Origin of the sequence: Staphylococcus sp. HMSC62A08 (assembly GCF_001839105.1) — a bacterium.
In the GTDB taxonomy this organism is placed as follows: domain Bacteria; phylum Bacillota; class Bacilli; order Staphylococcales; family Staphylococcaceae; genus Staphylococcus; species Staphylococcus caprae.
Genome location: NZ_KV840052.1, coordinates 73208 through 93540 on the forward strand (window position 1 = coordinate 73208; position 20333 = coordinate 93540).

15 protein-coding genes and 3 pseudogenes are annotated in these 20333 nt (G+C 33.9%); 16 read left to right on the forward strand and 2 right to left on the reverse strand.

What is annotated here, in order from left to right:
• From nadE to HMPREF3264_RS11090, 9 genes and pseudogenes are all read left to right on the forward strand, one after another.
• Positions 1 to 404: NAD(+) synthase (gene nadE / locus HMPREF3264_RS11050; RefSeq protein ID WP_070873344.1), on the forward strand; the 404-nt coding region annotated here is incomplete at its 5' end.
• Between the two features lie 88 nt (positions 405 to 492).
• Entirely contained in the window at positions 493 to 1119 is a 627-nt protein-coding gene (locus tag HMPREF3264_RS11055; RefSeq protein ID WP_070873345.1) for a DUF2179 domain-containing protein, read from the forward strand.
• Entirely contained in the window at positions 1103 to 1282 is a 180-nt protein-coding gene (locus HMPREF3264_RS11060; protein ID WP_002445431.1) for an NETI motif-containing protein, read from the forward strand. The genes HMPREF3264_RS11055 and HMPREF3264_RS11060 overlap by 17 nt, the downstream gene beginning before the upstream one ends.
• Before the next feature lie 272 nt (positions 1283 to 1554).
• Positions 1555 to 2850, forward strand: a complete 1296-nt coding sequence (gene purB, locus HMPREF3264_RS11065) for an adenylosuccinate lyase (RefSeq protein WP_070873346.1) — start codon at positions 1555 to 1557, stop codon at positions 2848 to 2850.
• 123 nt (positions 2851 to 2973) lie between these two features.
• Positions 2974 to 3276 (forward strand): YerC/YecD family TrpR-related protein, encoded by a 303-nt coding sequence (locus HMPREF3264_RS11070; RefSeq protein ID WP_002445436.1) that lies wholly within the window; start codon positions 2974 to 2976, stop codon positions 3274 to 3276.
• A gap of 323 nt (positions 3277 to 3599) precedes the next feature.
• A complete protein-coding gene (locus HMPREF3264_RS11075) occupies positions 3600 to 4289 on the forward strand; it encodes a heptaprenylglyceryl phosphate synthase (protein ID WP_070873347.1) in 690 nt (229 codons plus the stop codon).
• Positions 4289 to 6477, forward strand: a pseudogene (gene pcrA / locus HMPREF3264_RS11080) (DNA helicase PcrA). The gene HMPREF3264_RS11075 and the pseudogene pcrA overlap by 1 nt, the downstream one beginning before the upstream one ends.
• A 6-nt stretch (positions 6478 to 6483) precedes the next feature.
• Positions 6484 to 8487: an NAD-dependent DNA ligase LigA gene (gene ligA, locus HMPREF3264_RS11085; protein WP_070873348.1), complete on the forward strand. Its 2004-nt coding sequence runs from the start codon at positions 6484 to 6486 to the stop codon at positions 8485 to 8487.
• Positions 8488 to 8499: 12 nt separating this feature from the next.
• Positions 8500 to 9708 (forward strand): CamS family sex pheromone protein, encoded by a 1209-nt coding sequence (locus HMPREF3264_RS11090; RefSeq protein WP_002445442.1) that lies wholly within the window; start codon positions 8500 to 8502, stop codon positions 9706 to 9708.
• A 79-nt stretch (positions 9709 to 9787) separates the two neighbouring features.
• On the opposite strand, the pseudogene putP reads toward HMPREF3264_RS11090, so the two are convergent.
• Positions 9788 to 11322, reverse strand: a pseudogene (gene putP, locus HMPREF3264_RS11095) (sodium/proline symporter PutP).
• A 379-nt stretch (positions 11323 to 11701) separates the two neighbouring features.
• On the opposite strand from putP, the gene gatC reads away from it, so the two are divergent.
• The 7 genes from gatC to dinB all read left to right on the forward strand — a co-directional run bounded on the left by gatC (position 11702) and on the right by dinB (position 19695).
• On the forward strand, positions 11702 to 12004 hold the full coding sequence (gatC, locus tag HMPREF3264_RS11100; protein ID WP_002445445.1) for an Asp-tRNA(Asn)/Glu-tRNA(Gln) amidotransferase subunit GatC: 303 nt from the start codon (positions 11702 to 11704) through the stop codon (positions 12002 to 12004).
• Between the two features lies 1 nt (position 12005).
• A complete protein-coding gene (gatA, locus tag HMPREF3264_RS11105) occupies positions 12006 to 13463 on the forward strand; it encodes an Asp-tRNA(Asn)/Glu-tRNA(Gln) amidotransferase subunit GatA (RefSeq protein ID WP_070873349.1) in 1458 nt (485 codons plus the stop codon).
• 12 nt (positions 13464 to 13475) lie between these two features.
• A complete protein-coding gene (gatB, locus tag HMPREF3264_RS11110; RefSeq protein WP_070873350.1) occupies positions 13476 to 14903 on the forward strand; it encodes an Asp-tRNA(Asn)/Glu-tRNA(Gln) amidotransferase subunit GatB in 1428 nt (475 codons plus the stop codon).
• 257 nt (positions 14904 to 15160) lie between these two features.
• Complete coding sequence (locus HMPREF3264_RS11115; protein WP_002445451.1) at positions 15161 to 16129, forward strand: diacylglycerol kinase; 969 nt, start codon at positions 15161 to 15163, stop codon at positions 16127 to 16129.
• Positions 16130 to 16199: 70 nt separating this feature from the next.
• Positions 16200 to 17561 (forward strand): 23S rRNA (uracil(1939)-C(5))-methyltransferase RlmD, encoded by a 1362-nt coding sequence (gene rlmD / locus HMPREF3264_RS11120; RefSeq protein ID WP_070873351.1) that lies wholly within the window; start codon positions 16200 to 16202, stop codon positions 17559 to 17561.
• Positions 17562 to 17712: 151 nt separating this feature from the next.
• A complete protein-coding gene (locus HMPREF3264_RS11125) occupies positions 17713 to 18255 on the forward strand; it encodes a DUF3267 domain-containing protein (RefSeq protein ID WP_002445455.1) in 543 nt (180 codons plus the stop codon).
• Positions 18256 to 18624: 369 nt separating this feature from the next.
• Positions 18625 to 19695, forward strand: coding sequence for a DNA polymerase IV (dinB, locus tag HMPREF3264_RS11130; protein ID WP_070873352.1), 1071 nt, complete (start codon positions 18625 to 18627; stop codon positions 19693 to 19695).
• 37 nt (positions 19696 to 19732) lie between these two features.
• On the opposite strand, the pseudogene HMPREF3264_RS11135 reads toward dinB, so the two are convergent.
• A pseudogene (locus HMPREF3264_RS11135) lies at positions 19733 to 20286 on the reverse strand (3'-5' exonuclease).
• Positions 20287 to 20333 lie beyond the last annotated feature (47 nt).

The window sequence follows — 20333 nt, forward strand, 5'->3', positions numbered from 1 at the left end:
AGCGCATGAAAGTTCAATTTTCTATTGCTTCAAATCAAAGCGGCATCGTCGTAGGAACGGATCATTCTGCCGAAAATATTACAGGTTTCTATACTAAATATGGTGATGGTGCAGCTGATATTGCGCCTATTTTCGGTTTAGATAAAAGACAAGGTAAACAGTTACTTGAATATTTGAAAGCACCAAAACATTTATATGAAAAAGTGCCTACAGCAGATTTAGAGGATGATAAACCTCAACTACCTGATGAAGAAGCGCTTGGTGTGACATATGATCAAATTGATGATTACTTAGAAGGTAAAGAAATACCTGCTGAAGCACGCGAAACAATCGAAAAACATTATGTAAGAAATGCGCATAAACGTGAGCTTGCTTATACAAGATATACATGGCCTAAAAATTAATAATGATTAATACGTAAAAATTTAAGTGACAAATCGATGCATGACTGATAAAATGATTTGGATTTAATTGTAAGAAAAGAGGAATAATATGTCAGCAATTGCTCACAATCCATGGTTAATGGTCTTTGCTATATTTGTAATCAACGTATGTTATGTCACATTTTTAACAATGAGAACGATACTAACGTTAAAAGGTTACCGATATATTGCTGCTGCAGTGAGTTTCCTTGAAGTTCTCGTATATGTTGTTGGTTTAGGTTTAGTTATGTCTAGTTTAGATCAAATTCAAAATATTTTCGCATATGCATTAGGATTTTCAGTGGGAATCATCGTCGGTATGAAAATCGAAGAAAAATTGGCATTAGGTTATACCGTTGTCAATGTAACATCTTCAGAATATGAATTGAAATTACCAAAAAAAAAAAGAAATCTTGGTTATGGAGTTACACACTATGAAGCATTTGGTCGTGATGGCAGTCGAATGGTGATGCAAATCTTAACCCCTCGTAAATACGAACTTAAGCTTATGGATACAATCAAAAATTTAGATCCTAAAGCGTTTATTATTGCATATGAACCTAGAAATATTCATGGTGGATTCTGGGTTAAAGGTGTACGTAGACGTAAACTTAAAGCTTATGAACCAGAACACCTTGATGTAGTAGTAGAATACGAAGAACAAGAAAGTGCAAGGTCAAATGAGCAAAAAATTTAAAGTAGAAGATAATGAGACCATTTCAGACTGCTTAAATCGAATGCGAAATGAAGGATTTATGCCAACGCGTAGAATGGAGAAACCAGTCTATAAAGAGAATAAGGACGGAAGTATTGAAGTCCTTAGACAAGAAATTATTTTTGTAGGTAAACCAATCAAGTAACAAGTTATAAAATTTCATATATAAATATGTTCTAAGAGTAGGATATCGAAATGATACTAAAGTAGAATTTCTATCCTACTCTTTCTTATAGTTAATTGAGTTTCTAAGGTAATTACAATAAAATAGGAATATAAAGAAAAAAGATTTATACATTTTGAAACAGTTCTGTTAAACTAAAGACGAAAGCTTAAACACGAACTTTTAGATTAAAAAATAATTTAATGTACAGGTTTTAAATCTACAATAATACATACGATTGGAGTTTATAAAGAATGATTGAACGCTATTCAAGAGAAGAAATGTCTAATATTTGGACGGATCAAAATCGCTATGAAGCTTGGTTAGAGGTAGAAATATTAGCATGTGAAGCATGGAGCGAATTAGGTTATATTCCTAAAGAAGATGTCCAAAAAATTCGTGACAATGCAAAAGTTGATGTAGCACGTGCAAAAGAAATTGAATTAGAAACACGTCATGACGTCGTAGCATTTACAAGACAAGTTTCTGAAACATTAGGTGAAGAAAGAAAATGGGTCCACTATGGCCTTACATCAACTGATGTAGTAGATACTGCATTAAGCTTCGTAGTTAAACAAGCGAATGAAATCATTGAAAAAGACTTAGAAAGATTTATTGATGTATTAGCAGAAAAAGCTAAGAATTATAAATATACGCTTATGATGGGACGTACACATGGTGTTCACGCTGAACCAACTACATTTGGTGTGAAAATGGCATTATGGTACACAGAAATGAAACGTAACCTTAAACGTTTCAAGGAAGTACGTAAAGAAATTGAAGTAGGTAAAATGAGTGGTGCAGTTGGTACATTTGCGAATATTCCTCCAGAAATTGAAGCATATGTTTGTAAACATCTAGGTATTGATACTGCTCCTGTATCAACTCAAACATTGCAAAGAGATCGCCATGCATATTATATTGCGACGCTAGCATTGATTGCGACTTCTTTAGAAAAGTTTGCAGTAGAAATTCGTAATCTACAAAAAACTGAAACACGTGAAGTAGAAGAAGCATTTGCTAAAGGTCAAAAAGGTTCATCTGCAATGCCTCATAAACGTAATCCAATTGGTTCTGAGAATATTACTGGAATATCTCGCGTTATTCGTGGCTATATTACTACTGCTTATGAAAATGTTCCTTTATGGCATGAACGCGATATTTCTCATTCTTCAGCTGAACGTATTATGTTACCAGATGTAACCATAGCGCTTGATTATGCATTGAATCGTTTTACTAATATTGTAGATCGCTTAACGGTCTTTGAAGATAATATGCGAAATAATATTGATAAAACATTTGGTTTAATCTTCTCACAACGTGTATTATTAGCACTTATTAATAAAGGCATGGTTCGTGAAGAAGCATATGATAAGGTTCAACCTAAAGCAATGGAATCATGGGAAACTAAGACACCATTTAGAGAATTGATTGAACAAGACGAAACAATTACTAATGTCTTAACTGAAGAAGAATTAGATGAATGTTTCAATCCAGAACATCACCTTAATCAAGTCGACACAATATTTGAACGTGCAGGTTTAGAATAAAAATCTTAAATATCATGTTAGAAAAGCGGTTAAATTCCTATACTTTTTTCATTGAAACTACTACACTTTAACTAATTAGTACGTTAAAATGATGAAAGAAAACGTGTATAGGGGTTGTTCGAGATGCAAATTGAAAAATTACGTGGTCAAGCATTAGATGAATTATTTGATGCGATCCTAGCGCTAGAAAATAGAGAAGAATGTTATCAGTTTTTCGATGATTTATGCACTGTCAATGAAATACAGTCATTATCTCAGAGGCTTCAAGTTGCTAAAATGATTAAACAAGGTTATACGTATGCAACAATTGAAGACGAATCTGGAGCATCAACTGCAACAATTTCTAGAGTGAAACGATCATTACAATGGGGTAACGATGCGTACACTATGATTTTAGATAGACTTAATATCGAAACACAGTCATAAGACAATGTTGATTTAAAATTGATTTACAGTCTGACGCTGACTCGTTTTGATGTTTTAATTTTTATAAAATAATATGACCTAAGGCTTTGAAAAGTGTTTAATCATTTTTCGAAGCCTTTTATATTTGAAAATAAAAGTTCGCAATGATGATTAGTTTAAAGGAAAAATGATTGATTCAATTCTCAACAAATTCAAAATTAGACACGTCCTAGAGTAAATAAAGTTATTACTTAAATAATGTATTATTTTCATATTTACTCTTTAGAACTTAGTACTTAAAAATGCTATAATTTAGGGTATGTTAATTAAAGGAGTTACGAAAAATGTATGACATAAAAAAATGGCAACATATATTCAAATTAGATCCTGCTAAGTCAATTTCTGATGATGATTTAGAGGCAATATGTATGTCTAATACAGATGCAATTATAATTGGTGGTACTGATAATGTAACTGAAGACAATGTCATCCATTTAATGAGTAGAGTAAGACGTTATCCATTACCACTTGCATTAGAAGTCTCAAATGTTGAAAGTGTCATGTCCGGGTTTGACTTTTACTTTATACCGACAGTGATGAATAGCAACGATACGAGATTTCACAACGGTATTTTGCTAGAGGCACTGAAACAATATGGACATGTGATCAACTTTGAAGAAGTAATATTTGAAGGATATTTAGTATTAAATTCAAATAGTAAAGTAGCTCAAAGTACCAATGCCAATACGGCACTTGATATGGAAGATGTTGAGGCATATGCGCAAATGGCTAATGAACTCTTTCATTTCCCAGTAATGTACATAGAATATAGTGGGGAGTACGGTGATATTGATAAAGTCAAAGCCGTATCTAACATGCTTACAGAAACACAACTTTTCTACGGTGGAGGCATCACAAGTTTAGGACAAGCACAAGAGATGGCTGATATTGCCGATACGATTATCGTAGGAAATATCATATATACAGATATTAAAAAAGCGCTAAAAACAGTAAAAATAAAGGAGTCTAATTAATGAATTCGCTAGTCAAGAATATGAATACCGAACAAAGTGAAGCCGTAAGAACGACTGAAGGGCCACTACTAATAATGGCAGGTGCGGGATCAGGAAAAACACGTGTATTAACACATCGCATCGCTTATTTATTAGATGAAAAAGATGTCTCTCCTTACAATATTTTAGCGATTACTTTTACTAATAAAGCTGCTAAAGAGATGAAACAACGTGTTGAACAACTTGTTGGTGAAGAAGCCCAAGTTATTTGGATGTCAACGTTTCACTCCATGTGCGTAAGAATATTGAGAAGAGATGCGGATAGAATTGGCATAGAAAGAAATTTCACGATTATTGATCCTACTGACCAAAAATCTGTCATTAAAGATGTTTTGAAAAATGAAAATATTGATAGCAAGCGCTTTGAACCTAGAATGTTTATTGGCGCAATTAGTAATTTAAAAAATGAATTAAAAACACCTGAAGATGCTCAAAAAGAGGCAAATGATTTTCATTCACAAATGGTAGCGACAGTTTATAAAGGGTACCAAAGACAACTGTCTCGTAACGAAGCATTAGACTTTGACGATTTAATTATGACTACTATCAATTTATTTGAACGTGTGCCTGATGCTCTAGAATATTATCAAAATAAATTCCAATACATTCACGTAGACGAATATCAAGATACAAACAAAGCGCAATATACTTTAGTGAAATTACTTGCTAGTAAATTTAAAAATTTATGTGTCGTAGGGGATTCTGACCAATCGATATATGGTTGGCGTGGCGCTGATATTCAAAATATTTATCCTTCGAGGAAGATTATCCAGAAGCGAAAACCATTTTCCTAGAACAAAATTATCGTTCAACTAAAAATATTCTCAATGCTGCAAATGAAGTCATTAAAAATAACTCAGAACGTAAGCCAAAAGGTTTATGGACTGCCAATACCGGCGGAGATAAAATTCAATACTATGAAGCAATGACTGAACGCGATGAAGCGGAATACGTTGTTAGGGAAATTATGAAGCATCAACGTAATGGTAAGAAATATAGTGATATGGCTATTCTTTATAGAACAAATGCACAATCACGTGTGTTAGAAGAAACATTCATGAAATCGAACATCCCATATACGATGGTTGGTGGCCAAAAGTTCTATGATCGTAAAGAGATTAAAGACTTGCTAAGCTATTTACGAGTAATTGCTAATAGCAATGATGACATTAGTTTACAACGAATTATTAATGTGCCGAAAAGAGGTATCGGACCTTCTTCAGTGGAAAAAATTCAAACCTATGCTGTTCAAAATCAAATTAGTATGTTTGATGCACTTGGTGAAGTTGATTTTATTGGATTATCTAAAAAGGTCACTCAAGAATGTATCAATTTTTATGAAACCATCACTAATTTAATTAAAGAACAAGAGTTTCTTGAAATAAGTGACATTGTAGATGAAGTATTACAAAAATCTGGATATCGTGACATGCTTGAGAGAGAACAAACACTAGAATCTCGTAGTCGCCTAGAAAACTTAGATGAATTTATGTCAGTACCAAAAGATTACGAAGAAAATACACCTTTAGAAGAACAATCATTAATTAACTTTTTAACTGATTTATCATTGGTTGCCGATATAGATGAAGCGGATACGCAAAGCGGTGTAACGCTCATGACAATGCACTCAGCTAAAGGTTTAGAATTCCCAATTGTCTTCATTATGGGTATGGAAGAATCACTGTTTCCTCATATTCGTGCAATCAAAAGTGATGATGATCACGAGATGGAAGAGGAACGTCGAATTTGTTATGTAGCAATTACGCGTGCAGAGGAACTTTTATACATTACGAATGCTACGACAAGAATGTTGTTCGGACGTTCTCAATCAAATATGCCTTCACGATTCTTAAGGGAAATTCCTGAGGACTTACTTGAAAGTCATACTGGAACGAAACGTCAAACTATTCCACAGACTAAACCACAACAAAAACGTGGATTTAGTAAACGCACAACGTCACCTAAGAAACAAGTTTCTTCTTCTGATTGGAAAGTTGGAGATAAGGTTACACATAAAGCATGGGGCGAAGGTATGGTGAGCAACGTCAATGAGAAAAATGGTTCAGTAGAGCTAGATATTATCTTTAAATCTGAAGGACCTAAACGTCTACTTGCACAATTTGCGCCAATAGAGAAGAAGGAGGATTAATGGGGGATGGAAGATTTACAACGTCGCGTTAATGAATTACATGACTTATTAAATCAGTATAGTTATGAATATTATGTACAGGATAATCCGTCTGTACCAGACAGTGAATACGATAAACTATTACATGAACTTATAGAGATTGAAACAGAACATCCTGAGTATAAAACTGCAGATTCACCTACTGTTAGAGTAGGTGGAGAAGCTCAGTCCTCGTTTGAGAAGGTAAACCACGATACACCTATGCTAAGTTTAGGCAATGCTTTTAATGAGGAAGATTTAAGAAAGTTCGACCAACGTATTAGGGAAAATATTGGTAACGTCGAATATATGTGTGAACTTAAGATTGATGGTTTAGCTGTTTCACTTAAATATCAAGACGGTAAATTTGTTCAAGGACTAACGCGTGGTGATGGTACGACAGGTGAAGATATTACTGAAAATTTAAGAACCATACATGCGATTCCATTAAAAATAAAAGAACCACTCAATTTTGAAGTACGTGGTGAGGCTTATATGCCGCGACGTTCATTTATGAATTTGAATAAGCAGAAAGAAGAGAATGGTGAACAACCTTTTGCAAACCCTAGAAATGCAGCAGCAGGTTCTCTGAGACAACTCGACTCTAAATTGGCAGCGAAAAGAAAACTAAGTGTGTTCTTATATAGTGTGAATGACTTTACCGATTTTAATGCTACGACCCAAAGTGGTGCATTAAACGAACTTGATCAACTAGGATTTAAAACGAATCAGGAGAGAGAACGTGTTTCAGACATCGAAGGCGTTCTTAAATACATTGAAAAATGGACCGATAAAAGAGAATCACTTTCTTACGATATTGATGGGATTGTAATTAAAGTCAATGATTTAGATCAACAAGAAGAAATGGGTTACACACAGAAATCACCAAGATGGGCGATTGCGTATAAATTCCCAGCTGAAGAGGTGGTTTCTAAATTATTAGATATTGAATTAAGTATTGGACGCACAGGTGTTGTTACGCCTACAGCTATATTAGAACCGGTCAGAGTAGCTGGTACGACAGTTTCAAGAGCGTCTTTACACAACGAAGATTTGATACATGAACGAGATATACGTATTGGTGATAGCGTCGTCGTTAAAAAAGCAGGTGACATCATACCTGAAGTAGTTAAAAGTATTCTAGATAGACGTCCAGACGATGCAGAAACGTACCATATGCCGACACATTGTCCAAGTTGCGGTCACGAGTTAGTTCGCATTGAAGGCGAAGTCGCTTTGCGTTGTATTAATCCTAAATGCCAAGCACAGCTCATTGAAGGTCTGATTCATTTTGTTTCAAGACAAGCGATGAATATCGATGGTTTAGGGACAAAAATCATTCAACAATTATATGAAAATGAGCTTATCAAAGATGTTGCTGATATATTTTATCTTCAAGAAGAGGATTTACTTCCATTAGAACGTATGGGAACTAAAAAAGTCGAGAATTTATTAGCTGCAATTGAAAAGGCTAAAGATAATTCATTCGAACATTTACTATTTGGGCTAGGAATTAGACATCTCGGTGTGAAAGCGAGCCAAGTATTAGCTGAGAAGTATGAAACGATGGATCGCTTATTAGAAGTCACTGAAGCTGAATTGGTTGAAATTCATGATATTGGCGATAAACTTGCACAATCTGTTGTTACGTATCTTGAAAATGAAGATATTCGTGCTTTAATTCAAAAATTAAAAGACAAAAATGTTAATATGAGTTATAAAGGAATTAAAACAACAGAGATTGAAGGACATCCAGAATTTAGCGGTAAAACAATTGTACTAACAGGAAAATTAGAACAAATGACTAGAAGTGAAGCATCACAATGGCTAGAAATGCAAGGCGCTAAAGTAACAAACAGTGTAACTAAGAGCACGGATATCGTCATTGCAGGTGCCGATGCGGGTTCTAAATTAACCAAAGCTGAGAAGTTTGGAACAGAAATCTGGACAGAGGAAGAATTTGCTAACAAACAAAAAGAATTAAATAATTAGAGGAGTACGTCGATGAAGCGAACACTTATATTACTCATTTCGACAATATTTTTATTAGCTGCTTGTAATAATGGACAAAAAGATAATCAATCAAACAAAGATCAAAGTGAGAGTAAAGATAGTAAAAATTCAAACCAAGTTAAACAAATTGCAACTGACAAAAATGTTCAAGGTGATAATTACAGAACGATTTTACCTTTTAAGGAAAGTCAGGCTAGAGGTTTACTGCAAGATAATATGGCCAATAGCTATAACGGTGAAGACTTTGAAAGTGGCTTATTAGAGTTAAGTAAAGAAGTCTTTCCTACAAATAAATACCTTTATCAAGATGGACAGTATTTAGATAAGAAAACAATTAATGCGTATTTAGATCCGAAATATACGAAAAAAGAAATTGATAAAATGAGCGAAAAAGAGAAGAAAAGTAAAAAAGCAAATGAAAACTTAGGACTTAATCCTTCTCATAATGGTGAAACGAATCAGGAAAAAATTGCCGACAACTCACCAGCTTATCTATCAAATATTTTAGAACAAGATTTTTACGGTAATAGTGATTCAAAAGGTAAAAACATTAAAGGTATGACAATTGGTTTAGCTATGAATAGTGTTTATTATTATCAAAAAGAAAAAGATGGCGAGACTTATAGTAAAAATCTAAATGATAAAGACATAGAGAAACAAGGTAAACAAATGGCAAGTGAAATATTATCTCGATTACGTGAAAATAGTGATTTAAAAGATATTCCAATTCATTTTGCAATTTATAAACAGTCTGGACAAGACTCTATTTCACCAGGAGAATTCATTGCTGGAGCGACTGCAGACGATGGTCAAACAAAAATCAATGGATGGGATACGATAAAAGAGAAATCTGCTTTACTTCCATCCTCAACAGCAGAAGATTATAATGAAACACTGAATAATAATTTCAAACAATTTAACGATAACCTACAATCGTACTTCTCTAACTTTACACAAGCAGTAGGAAAGGTTAAATTTGTAAATAAAAAAGCGAAACAATTAACAGTAGACTTACCAATTGACTATTATGGTCAAGCGGAAACAATTGGTATTACACAATATGTCACTGAACAAGCTGAAAAATATTTTGATAACATTGATGAATATGAAATTCGTATCAAAGATGGTAATACACCTCGTGCGCTTATAAGTAAATCCAAAGATGACAAAGAACCTCAAGTTCACATCTATCATAATTAATACATGAAAAGGCGTCTTCGACTAAAATGAACAATCTAGTCGAAGACGCCTTTATATATATATGAATATTAGGAAATAGTTATTCTTTTACAATTTGTTTTACTTTATTTAAATCATTCTCAACGAAAGCACCAGGTTTCTTAGTGAGTTTGCTTACAATATAAGTCACTAATACACTAATGATAAAACCAGGTATAATTTCATACATACCAAAAATTTCATTGATTGATGCAAGAGGTTTAATCCATGCTATCCAAATAATTACGACTAAAGCACCAGCGATCATACCGCTAATAGCACCAGGACGTGTAAGCCCCTTCCAATAAAGTGAATAGAGTACAAGCGGGCTAAAGGCTGCACCAAAACCTGCCCAAGCATTACCTACAAGGTTTAAAATTGTATCATTAGGTTGCCAAGCAATAGCGATAGCAACAATTGCTACAAGTAATACTGAAAGTCGTCCAATCATGACGAATTCTTTCGGATGCGTTGAAGCTTTATCTTCGCCACGAATCAATTTGTAAAATCTTCTGTTAAAGAACTAGAAGTAACGAGTAATTGAGAAGAAATGGTACTCATAATAGCTGCTAAAATGGCTGCCAATAAGAATCCGCCTACAAGAGGGTGGAAAAGAATTTGACTCATAATGATAAATAATGTCTCTGGGTCTTCCATTTTGATATGCTTTTCAGAAATAAAAGCAATACCAGTTAAACCTACGCCTACTGCACCTAACAAACCAATTGCCATCCAACTAATACCTAATCGTCTTGCTTTAGGAAGTAATCGATGTGATTTAATAGACATAAAGCGTACGATAATATGTGGTTGACCGAAATATCCTAATCCCCAAGAGAATAATGAGATAATCCCTAATACAGTTGTACCTCTAAATAAATCTAAGTTGGTTGGTTTCATCTGTGCAACTTCACTAAACGTATCCCATCCGTTTAATTTCATTAAAGCAACGACAGGAACCATCACCATTGCAATAAGCATAATCACACCTTGAAAGAAGTCTGTGATAGATACGGCTAAATATCCTCCGAAGAAAGTGTAAAAAATGACTATCACTGCAACTAAAATTAATCCAAAGTGATAGTTAAGACCAAATGCACTTTCGAATAATTTCCCACCTGAAACAAATCCTGAGTGCGTATATAACGTAAAAAAGATCACAATAATCAATCCAGAGATAATCTTAATAATATTCTGTTTATCGTCTAATCTGTTCTTAAAGAAGTCAGGTAAAGTGATGGCATCTCCAGCAATTTCTGTGTATACACGTAACCTTGGTGCTACAACGAAATAGTTAATATATGCGCCTAATGTTAAGCCAATCGTAATCCATATAGCTGAAAGACCAGTGCTATAGACAGAACCTGGAAGCCCCATAATCATCCAACCACTCATATCTGAAGCACCTGCTGATAAAGCTGTAATATACGGACCAATATTACGTCCTCCAAGCATAAATTCACTTAAGTTACCTGTAGCTTGCTTATAACCATAGAAGCCGATAATTAGCAAAATAATAAAATAAACGGCAATCATTATATAGGTTTGCCAGTTTGCGTCGACTTGATTACTAAGTGTGGAACCTAATGTCAGCATCGTAAACACTCCCTTTATGTAGTTTTAATTTAGTTACATGTAATATTATACAATATAACTAAATGTTCAGAAAAGTAAAATTTTAATTATAATGCAAATATAAACTGTTGTAACAATTAAGTAAGCGCTTTCTATTTAAATGTTAGAATTCTTGAAAATGAATATAACTGTATATATATCACATTATTTAATTATTAACTGAATTGAGTCACTATAAGAAAATCCAAAATATATAAATATGTAACTTAATATAATAATGAGTATAAATGCTGATATATCAAGCATTGATTTTATGCATGATAATCAGAAATACTTAGATTTTTATTGCGAAATTTGATACAATTTGGTGATGAATGAGTATTAAGGAGGCTATTATTTAATGACTAAAGTTACACGTGAAGAAGTTGAACACATTGCTAATTTAGCTAGACTTCAAATTACTTCTGAAGAAACAGAAGAAATGGCTAACACTTTAGAAAGTATTTTAGATTTTGCAAAACAAAATGACAGTGCTGATACTGAAGGTGTTGAGCCAACTTATCACGTATTAGATTTACAAAACGTGCTACGTGACGACAAAGCAATCGAGGGCATTCCTCAAGAATTAGCATTGAAAAATGCAAAAGAAACAGAAGATGGGCAATTTAAAGTGCCATCCATCATGAATGAGGAGGACGCTTAAGATGAGTATTCGTTATGAATCTGTTGAGAAATTAACAGAAATGATTAAGAACAAAGAAATTAAACCTTCTGATGTGGTTAAAGATATTTACGCAGCTATCGAAGAAACTGATCCTACGATTAAATCTTTCTTAGCATTAGATAAAGATAATGCTATTAAAAAAGCAGAAGAATTAGATGAATTACAAGCGAAAGACCAAATGGAAGGTAAATTATTTGGTATCCCAATGGGTATCAAAGACAATATTATTACAAAAGATGTTGAAACAACTTGCGCAAGTAAAATGTTAGAAGGTTTCGTACCTATTTATGAATCAACAGTAATGAATAAATTATACGATGAAAATGCTGTATTAATTGGTAAATTAAACATGGATGAATTTGCGATGGGTGGTTCAACAGAAACATCTTACTTCAAAAAGACATTAAACCCATTTGACCATACAGCAGTACCAGGTGGTTCTTCTGGTGGTTCTGCAGCAGCGGTTGCAGCTGGCTTAGTGCCATTCAGTTTAGGTTCTGATACTGGTGGTTCTATTAGACAACCAGCAGCTTATTGTGGTGTTGTAGGTATGAAACCTACTTATGGTCGTGTGTCACGTTTTGGTCTTGTAGCATTCGCATCTTCATTAGACCAAATCGGACCTATCACTCGTAATGTAAAAGATAACGCACTTGTACTTGAAACGATTTCAGGTGTAGATGCAAATGATTCAACGAGTGCTCCTGTAGAAGATGTAGATTTCACTTCTGATATCGGTAAAGATATTAAAGGGCTTAAAATTGCTTTCCCTAAAGAATATGTAAGTGAGGGTATAAGTGAAGAGGTTAAAGACGCTGTTAAAAATGCAATTGAAACTTTAAGATCTTTAGGTGCTGAAGTAGAACAAGTTTCACTACCAAATACTAAATATGGCATTCCTTCATACTACGTGATTGCTTCATCTGAAGCATCAGCAAACTTGGCTCGTTTCGATGGTATTCGTTACGGTTACCACTCAAAAGAGGCGCAATCATTAGAAGAATTATATAAAATGTCTAGATCAGAAGGAATTAGTAAAAAAGTTAAACGTCGTATTTTCCTTGGTACCTTCGCATTAAGCTCTGGTTATTATGATGCATTCTATAAAAAGTCTCAAAAAGTAAGAACATTAATTAAAAATGACTTTGATAAAGTATTTGAAGAATATGATGTTGTTGTAGGACCAACTACACCAACAACTGCATTTAATATCGGCGAAGAAATTGATGATCCATTAACAATGTACGCTAACGACTTATTAACTACACCAGTTAACTTAGCTGGTTTACCTGGTATTTCTGTTCCTTGCGGACAATCTAACGGACGACCAATTGGTTTACAATTCATTGGTAAACCATTCGATGAAAAGACGTTATATCGTGTAGCTTATCAATATGAAACACAATACAACTTACATGACGCATACGAAAATTTATAAGGAGTGGAAATCATGCATTTTGAAACAGTTATAGGACTTGAAGTTCATGTTGAGTTAAAAACAGACTCAAAAATGTTCTCTCCATCACCAGCGCATTTTGGAGCTGAACCTAACTCAAACACAAATGTTATCGACTTAGCATATCCAGGTGTATTACCAGTCGTAAATAGACGCGCAGTAGATTGGGCTATGAGAGCTTCAATGGCATTAAATATGGATATCGCTACGAATTCTAAATTTGATCGTAAAAACTATTTCTACCCAGATAATCCTAAGGCATATCAAATTTCACAATTTGATCAACCGATTGGTGAAAATGGTTATATCGATATCGAAGTAGACGGAGAAACTAAACGTATCGGTATCACTCGTCTTCATATGGAAGAAGATGCTGGTAAATCAACACATAAAGATGGTTATTCATTAGTTGACTTAAACCGTCAAGGTACGACGTTAATTGAAATTGTTTCTGAGCCAGACATTCGTTCTCCTCAAGAAGCGTATGCTTATTTAGAAAAATTACGTTCAATTATCCAATATACAGGTGTATCAGATTGTAAAATGGAAGAAGGTTCACTTCGTTGTGATGCCAACATTTCATTACGTCCTTATGGTCAAAAAGAATTTGGTACAAAAACAGAATTGAAAAACCTTAACTCATTTAACTATGTAAGAAAAGGTTTAGAATATGAGGAAAAACGACAAGAAGAAGAATTGTTAAATGGTGGAGAAATCGGTCAAGAAACACGTCGTTTCGATGAATCTACTGGTAAAACAATTTTAATGCGTGTAAAAGAAGGTTCTGATGATTACCGTTACTTCCCAGAACCAGACATTGTACCTTTATACGTTGATGAAGAATGGAAAGAACGTGTTCGTCAAACAATCCCAGAACTACCGGATGAACGTAAAGCTAAATATGTAAATGATTTAGGATTACCTGAGTATGACGCACATGTATTAACACTTACGAAAGAAATGTCAGATTTCTTCGAAGGTGCGATCCAACATGGTGCCGACGTTAAATTAACTTCTAACTGGTTAATGGGTGGCGTAAACGAGTATTTAAATAAAAATCAAGTTGAATTACAAGATACTCAGTTAACTCCTGAAAACCTTGCCGGCATGATTAAATTAATTGAAGACGGTACGATGAGTAGTAAAATTGCTAAGAAAGTCTTCCCAGAACTTGCTGAAAATGGTGGAGATGCTAAACAAATCATGGAAGACAAAGGTTTAGTTCAAATCTCTGACGAAGCGACATTATTAAAATTTGTTAATGAAGCTTTAGATAATAACCCTCAATCTGTTGAAGATTATAAAAATGGTAAAGGGAAAGCGATGGGCTTCTTAGTTGGACAAATTATGAAAGCTTCAAAAGGCCAAGCAAATCCTCAAAAAGTAAATGGCTTATTAAAACAAGAACTAGATAAACGTTAATCAATCATATACTTACTTTAAAGCTTCTACTGTATGTTTAAAAACATGTGGTAGAAGCTTTATTTTTTGAAAAGTAGAGATTAAGTTATTTCTAAAAAATCATCATAATATAATACAAAAATTGAAAAAAGAAATCATTTTCCAATTAAAAAGACTTGGCAAAGCAGATTAGTTAAGAGAATTAGTAATAAATACTTTCAACTGATGTTTAAATCATTTAATATAATGTATGAGTATATGAAGTCGAGGGATTAACAATGAGAAAACGTGCAAGAATTATATATAATCCGACATCAGGGAAAGAACTATTTAAACGCGTATTACCAGATGTATTAATTAAATTGGAGAAAGCTGGTTACGAGACTAGCGCATATGCAACGGAAAAGGCTGGAGACGCTACAATTGAAGCAGAAAGAGCGTTAAGTAGTCATTATGATTTACTTATTGCTGCAGGTGGCGATGGAACGTTAAATGAAGTCGTCAATGGGATTGCTGAACAACCTAATCGTCCTAAATTAGGAATTATACCAATGGGTACAGTCAATGACTTTGGACGTGCACTACACTTGCCTAACGACATTATGGGTGCAGTTGATGTCATCATTGATGGTCATACAACTAAAGTAGACATTGGTAAGATGAATAATCGTTACTTTATTAATCTTGCGGCTGGCGGTCGATTAACTCAAGTATCGTATGAGACGCCAAGTAAACTGAAGTCTATTGTAGGCCCATTCGCATACTACATTAAAGGATTTGAAATGTTGCCACAAATGAAGGCAGTTGATATTCGTATTGAATATGATGATAAAGTATTCCAAGGCGAGGCATTACTCTTCCTTCTTGGTTTAACAAATTCTATGGCTGGCTTTGAAAAGTTAGTACCCGATGCGAAATTAGACGATGGTCATTTTACTTTAATTATTGTGGAAAAGGCCAACTTAGCAGAGTTGGGTCATATCATGACATTAGCTTCAAGAGGAGAACATACAAAACATCCGAAAGTGATCTATGAAAAGGCTAAATCAATTAATATCTCATCCTATACAGAGATGCAACTTAATGTCGATGGAGAATATGGTGGTAAACTACCTGCCAACTTCTTAAATCTAGAGCGTCATATTGAAGTCTTCACACCGAAAGACGTTTTCAATGAAGAATTATTAGATAACGGTACGACGCCCGATATTACTTCTGAAAAGCAACAAACAACGACCGAGCAATGAGAATATAAATCAAAAGGTTAGGAGACCCAGAATTTGCTGTCCTAACCTTTTTGCATGTGGGGGAAACGTTTTGGAAACATTAAAAAAGAACGATGTGAGAATTGGGAACGTTGTCGATTTAACACACGAAGGGCATGGTGTAGTGAAAATTGATCGTTATCCAGTATTTGTACCGAACGCATTAATAGATGAAGAGATCGAATTTAAACTCATTAAAGTTAAAAAGAACTTTGCGATAGGGAAGTTACTTGAAGTTAAAAAGGAGAGCAAAGATAGAATAACTCCACCGTGTATGTATTATTACAAATGTGGAGGTTGTCAGCTGCAACATATGACATATCAGGCACAACTTGATATGAAGAAAGAACAAGTCGTCAACCTTTTTCATAGAAAGGGACCTTTCAAAGATACGCCAATAAATCCCACGGTAGGTATGGAACAACCGTGGAGATATCGTAATAAATCTCAAATACCTGTAGGCAAGAATAAAGATGGGCAAGTGATCATGGGATTCTATCGTCAAAGAAGTCATGACATTATCGATATGGATCATTGCTTAATTCAAGATGAACAACACCAAGAAGTAATGAATCATGTTAAACAATGGCTTAATGAACTGAATATTAGTATCTATGATGAACAATCTAAAACTGGATTAATCAGACATCTCGTTGTGAGAACTGGGCACCATACTGATGAAATGATGGTTATATTTGTAACAAATGGTAAGAAATTTAAGCATTCTGAAATGCTTGTTGAAAAGCTTAAAAATGCCTTTCCTAATATTACGAGTATCAAACAAAATATCAATGACAGTCATTCAAATGTCATTATGGGCCGTCATTCTGTGACATTGTATGGTAAAGAGAAAATTGTCGATCAATTGAGTGAAGTGACGTTCAATATCTCAGACCAATCATTCTATCAAATTAATTCTGCCCAAACTGAAAAGCTCTATCAAAAAGCAATCGATTACGCGCAGTTAACTGGTGAAGAAATTGTATTAGATACGTATTGTGGCATTGGTACAATTGGTTTATATATGGCACCACAAGCGAAACATGTTTATGGCGTCGAAGTAGTACCTTCTGCAATTAAAGACGCAGAAGAGAATGCGACTAAAAACCAATTAAATAATACGACTTTTGAATGTGGGAAAGCAGAAGATATTATTCTAGAATGGAAAGCACAAGGAATTAAACCAGACGTTGTCATGGTTGATCCACCAAGAAAAGGTTGCGATGAGACGTTTATCAAAACATTACTCAAATTGAACCCTAAACGTATCGTGTATATATCTTGTAATCCATCTACTCAACAAAGAGATGCACAAATGTTAGCGAGTCATTATCATTTAGTTGAAATAACGCCAGTAGATATGTTCCCGCAAACCACACATATTGAGACCGTGGCATTGTTTGAGCGAATGTAAAAGATTATATAAATAGAATGCAATTAATTGCAAATGTATATTGAATGTTAAGGTTATATTACAAGAAACTTACTTTCTTGAAAAGAGTCTTTTTTAACCTAAATAAAAGTTGTATACTATGGTTGAAAAATAGAGTATTGGAGGGTTGGTTGTGCATAAAATAGATTTATCAGAAAATAAATTTCAACTTCAGCGATTTATTTTATTGCAAATTGTTTTAGGATTATTTGTCGTACTATTCACTTATAAATGGGCATATAAAGTCACGCACGTGATTGAACAAAATTTAGTAATGAATCTGCTATATGGCTTTATAGGATTTATTGTTCTATTGATTGTTCACGAATTGATTCATCGTGTATTATTTATCGTGTTTTCAAAAGGTGAAAAGCCTATATTGAAATATAAGAAAAGCACTATTATCGTACAATTCTCTAATACTTGTTTTAATAGATGGCAATTTACAACGATTCTATTAGCACCACTTGTAATTATCAGTGTAGCATTACTCACTTTGATACAACTCTATTCCTATTCTTCATTAATCTTTATGTTTAGTATACATACTAGTTACTGCATGATTGATGTATTTTTAGTCGCACTTGCGCTTACAAGTAAATTTAAATATATTCAAAAATATGATGAAGGTTTATATTTATATCAAAATAAACCAACCCAAGCCAATCACGAATAATCAATAGGCCACTTATCCATTGAAGCGGATAAGTGGTTTTTAGTTTTCGAAAATAATGGAATGATAATCATAGTTAAAATACGAAATATAGAAATATTCGTTTTATATAATTACTTCGTATTGGATGGCCGCGCTTTCCTAGGGGACAACTTCAGCCTGTAGTCTTCAGTTTGTTCTGTTCCCTCAGGAGTCTTGCCATCCATACTTCATTTGTTAAGAATATAAGGTTTGGCTTTAACTTATTCGTTTTTTTTTAAAATTAAAGTTGAGTTATGGTATTTAAAGTGTGCACAATACATGTAAAATATCTATTTAAAGCGTATAATAATATAAAGCTATTTTGAGAATCGTGGAAAGTGGGGTGAGACAATGGCAGAAAGAAGGATTATTCATATTGATATGGATTATTTTTTCGCACAAGTTGAAATGCGAGATAATCCCAAATTAAAAGGTAAACCGGTCATAGTTGGAGGTAAAGCAAGTAATCGAGGTGTCGTATCAACGGCATCTTATGAAGCAAGAAAATACGGTGTACATTCCGCAATGCCAATGTCTCAAGCTCACAAACTTTGTCCTAATGGATACTATGTCACAAGTCGCTTTGGTGCTTATAGAGAAGCTTCTCAACAAATTATGGAAATATTCCGTAGCTATACAGAAATTGTAGAACCCATGTCACTTGATGAAGCTTACTTAGATATTACGCATCTAGTTAGACCCGATATGCCAGCTTCAAGAATTGCTAATTATATTCGACGTGATATATATGAACAAACGCAACTTACAGCATCTGCTGGGGTTTCATATAATAAATTTTTAGCTAAATTAGCAAGTGGTATGAATAAGCCTAATGGCATGACGGTGATTGATTATCAGAATGTGCATGAGATTCTCATGCATTTAGATATTGGAGATTTTCCTGGCGTGGGTAAGGCTTCAAAGAAAGTGATGCATGATAATGGAATCTTTACAGGACAAGATTTATATAATAAAGATGAATTTGAACTCATTCGCTTATTTGGGAAAAGGGGGCGAGGTCTATATAACAAAGCGCGGGGCATTGACAATAATGAAGTTAAAGCGACACGCGTACGGAAATCCGTGGGTACCGAGCGTACATTTTCAACTGATGTAAATGATGATGATGAAATCTTGAAAAAGGTCTGGGAGCTATCTGGAAAGACAGCAGAAAGACTCAATAAATTGCAGAAATCTGGTAAAACTGTAACTGTTAAAATCAAAACATTTCAATATGAAACACTCTCAAAACAAACAAGTTTAAGAGATTCTGTTCAATCTGAAACAGATATTTATAACATTGCTTATTCACTTTATAATGAGTTAAAAGATCCTGATGTTCCGATTCGTCTTATCGGCGTAACTGTCGGCAATTTAGAACAATCGAGTTATCGAAACATGACAATATATGATTTTATATAAAAAATAAGGCTGATTATCACTTGAATATAGTGGTAAATCAGCCTTTATCTTTAAGATTCTTCCCATAAATATTGAGCATACTTGGAAGATCATCATAATGTTTAAGCAATCTAAATGTAATCATAGCACAAGCTTTCGCATCATTTAGTGCATCGTGGTGACCATGAAAATCTAATTTATAATGATTCATCAGGTGTTTCAAACCATAACGATATGCATCAATCGTGCGTTTAGCAAGTTGATACGAACAAAAATAAGTCATCGAGGGCGTTTCTATATTAAGTTGCTTTAAACTTTGGTGTAAGACATTCATATCAAAAGCAGCGTTATGGGCAACAACTGGTAATTGATCGATAAATTGTAACATGTACGGATAGACATATTCGAAACTTGGAGCACCTTCAACATCCTCAGGTTTAATACCATGAACGTTAATATTTGTTTCAGTAAAATAATCAAAAGGATTCACAAGCGTGTAGAATGATTCGGTTATTTGATTATCAATGACCTTTACCATTCCAACAGAACAAATACTCGTGCGTTTCCATTTGCTGTTTCAAAGTCTAACGCTACAAATGCATTATGATTCATTGCAACATTCCTTTCAATATAACCATTTAATACTTTGTGATTAAACG

Bases quoted from the DNA above. Each gene is read 5' to 3' on its own strand.
- HMPREF3264_RS11055 (WP_070873345.1), top strand. From the start codon at position 493: ATGTCAGCAATTGCTCACAATCCATGGTTAATGGTCTTTGCTATATTT.
- HMPREF3264_RS11060 (WP_002445431.1), top strand. From the start codon at position 1,103: ATGAGCAAAAAATTTAAAGTAGAAGATAATGAGACCATTTCAGACTGC.
- purB (WP_070873346.1), top strand. From the start codon at position 1,555: ATGATTGAACGCTATTCAAGAGAAGAAATGTCTAATATTTGGACGGAT.
- HMPREF3264_RS11070 (WP_002445436.1), top strand. From the start codon at position 2,974: ATGCAAATTGAAAAATTACGTGGTCAAGCATTAGATGAATTATTTGAT.
- HMPREF3264_RS11075 (WP_070873347.1), top strand. From the start codon at position 3,600: ATGTATGACATAAAAAAATGGCAACATATATTCAAATTAGATCCTGCT.
- ligA (WP_070873348.1), top strand. From the start codon at position 6,484: ATGGAAGATTTACAACGTCGCGTTAATGAATTACATGACTTATTAAAT.
- HMPREF3264_RS11090 (WP_002445442.1), top strand. From the start codon at position 8,500: ATGAAGCGAACACTTATATTACTCATTTCGACAATATTTTTATTAGCT.
- gatC (WP_002445445.1), top strand. From the start codon at position 11,702: ATGACTAAAGTTACACGTGAAGAAGTTGAACACATTGCTAATTTAGCT.
- gatA (WP_070873349.1), top strand. From the start codon at position 12,006: ATGAGTATTCGTTATGAATCTGTTGAGAAATTAACAGAAATGATTAAG.
- gatB (WP_070873350.1), top strand. From the start codon at position 13,476: ATGCATTTTGAAACAGTTATAGGACTTGAAGTTCATGTTGAGTTAAAA.
- HMPREF3264_RS11115 (WP_002445451.1), top strand. From the start codon at position 15,161: ATGAGAAAACGTGCAAGAATTATATATAATCCGACATCAGGGAAAGAA.
- dinB (WP_070873352.1), top strand. From the start codon at position 18,625: ATGGCAGAAAGAAGGATTATTCATATTGATATGGATTATTTTTTCGCA.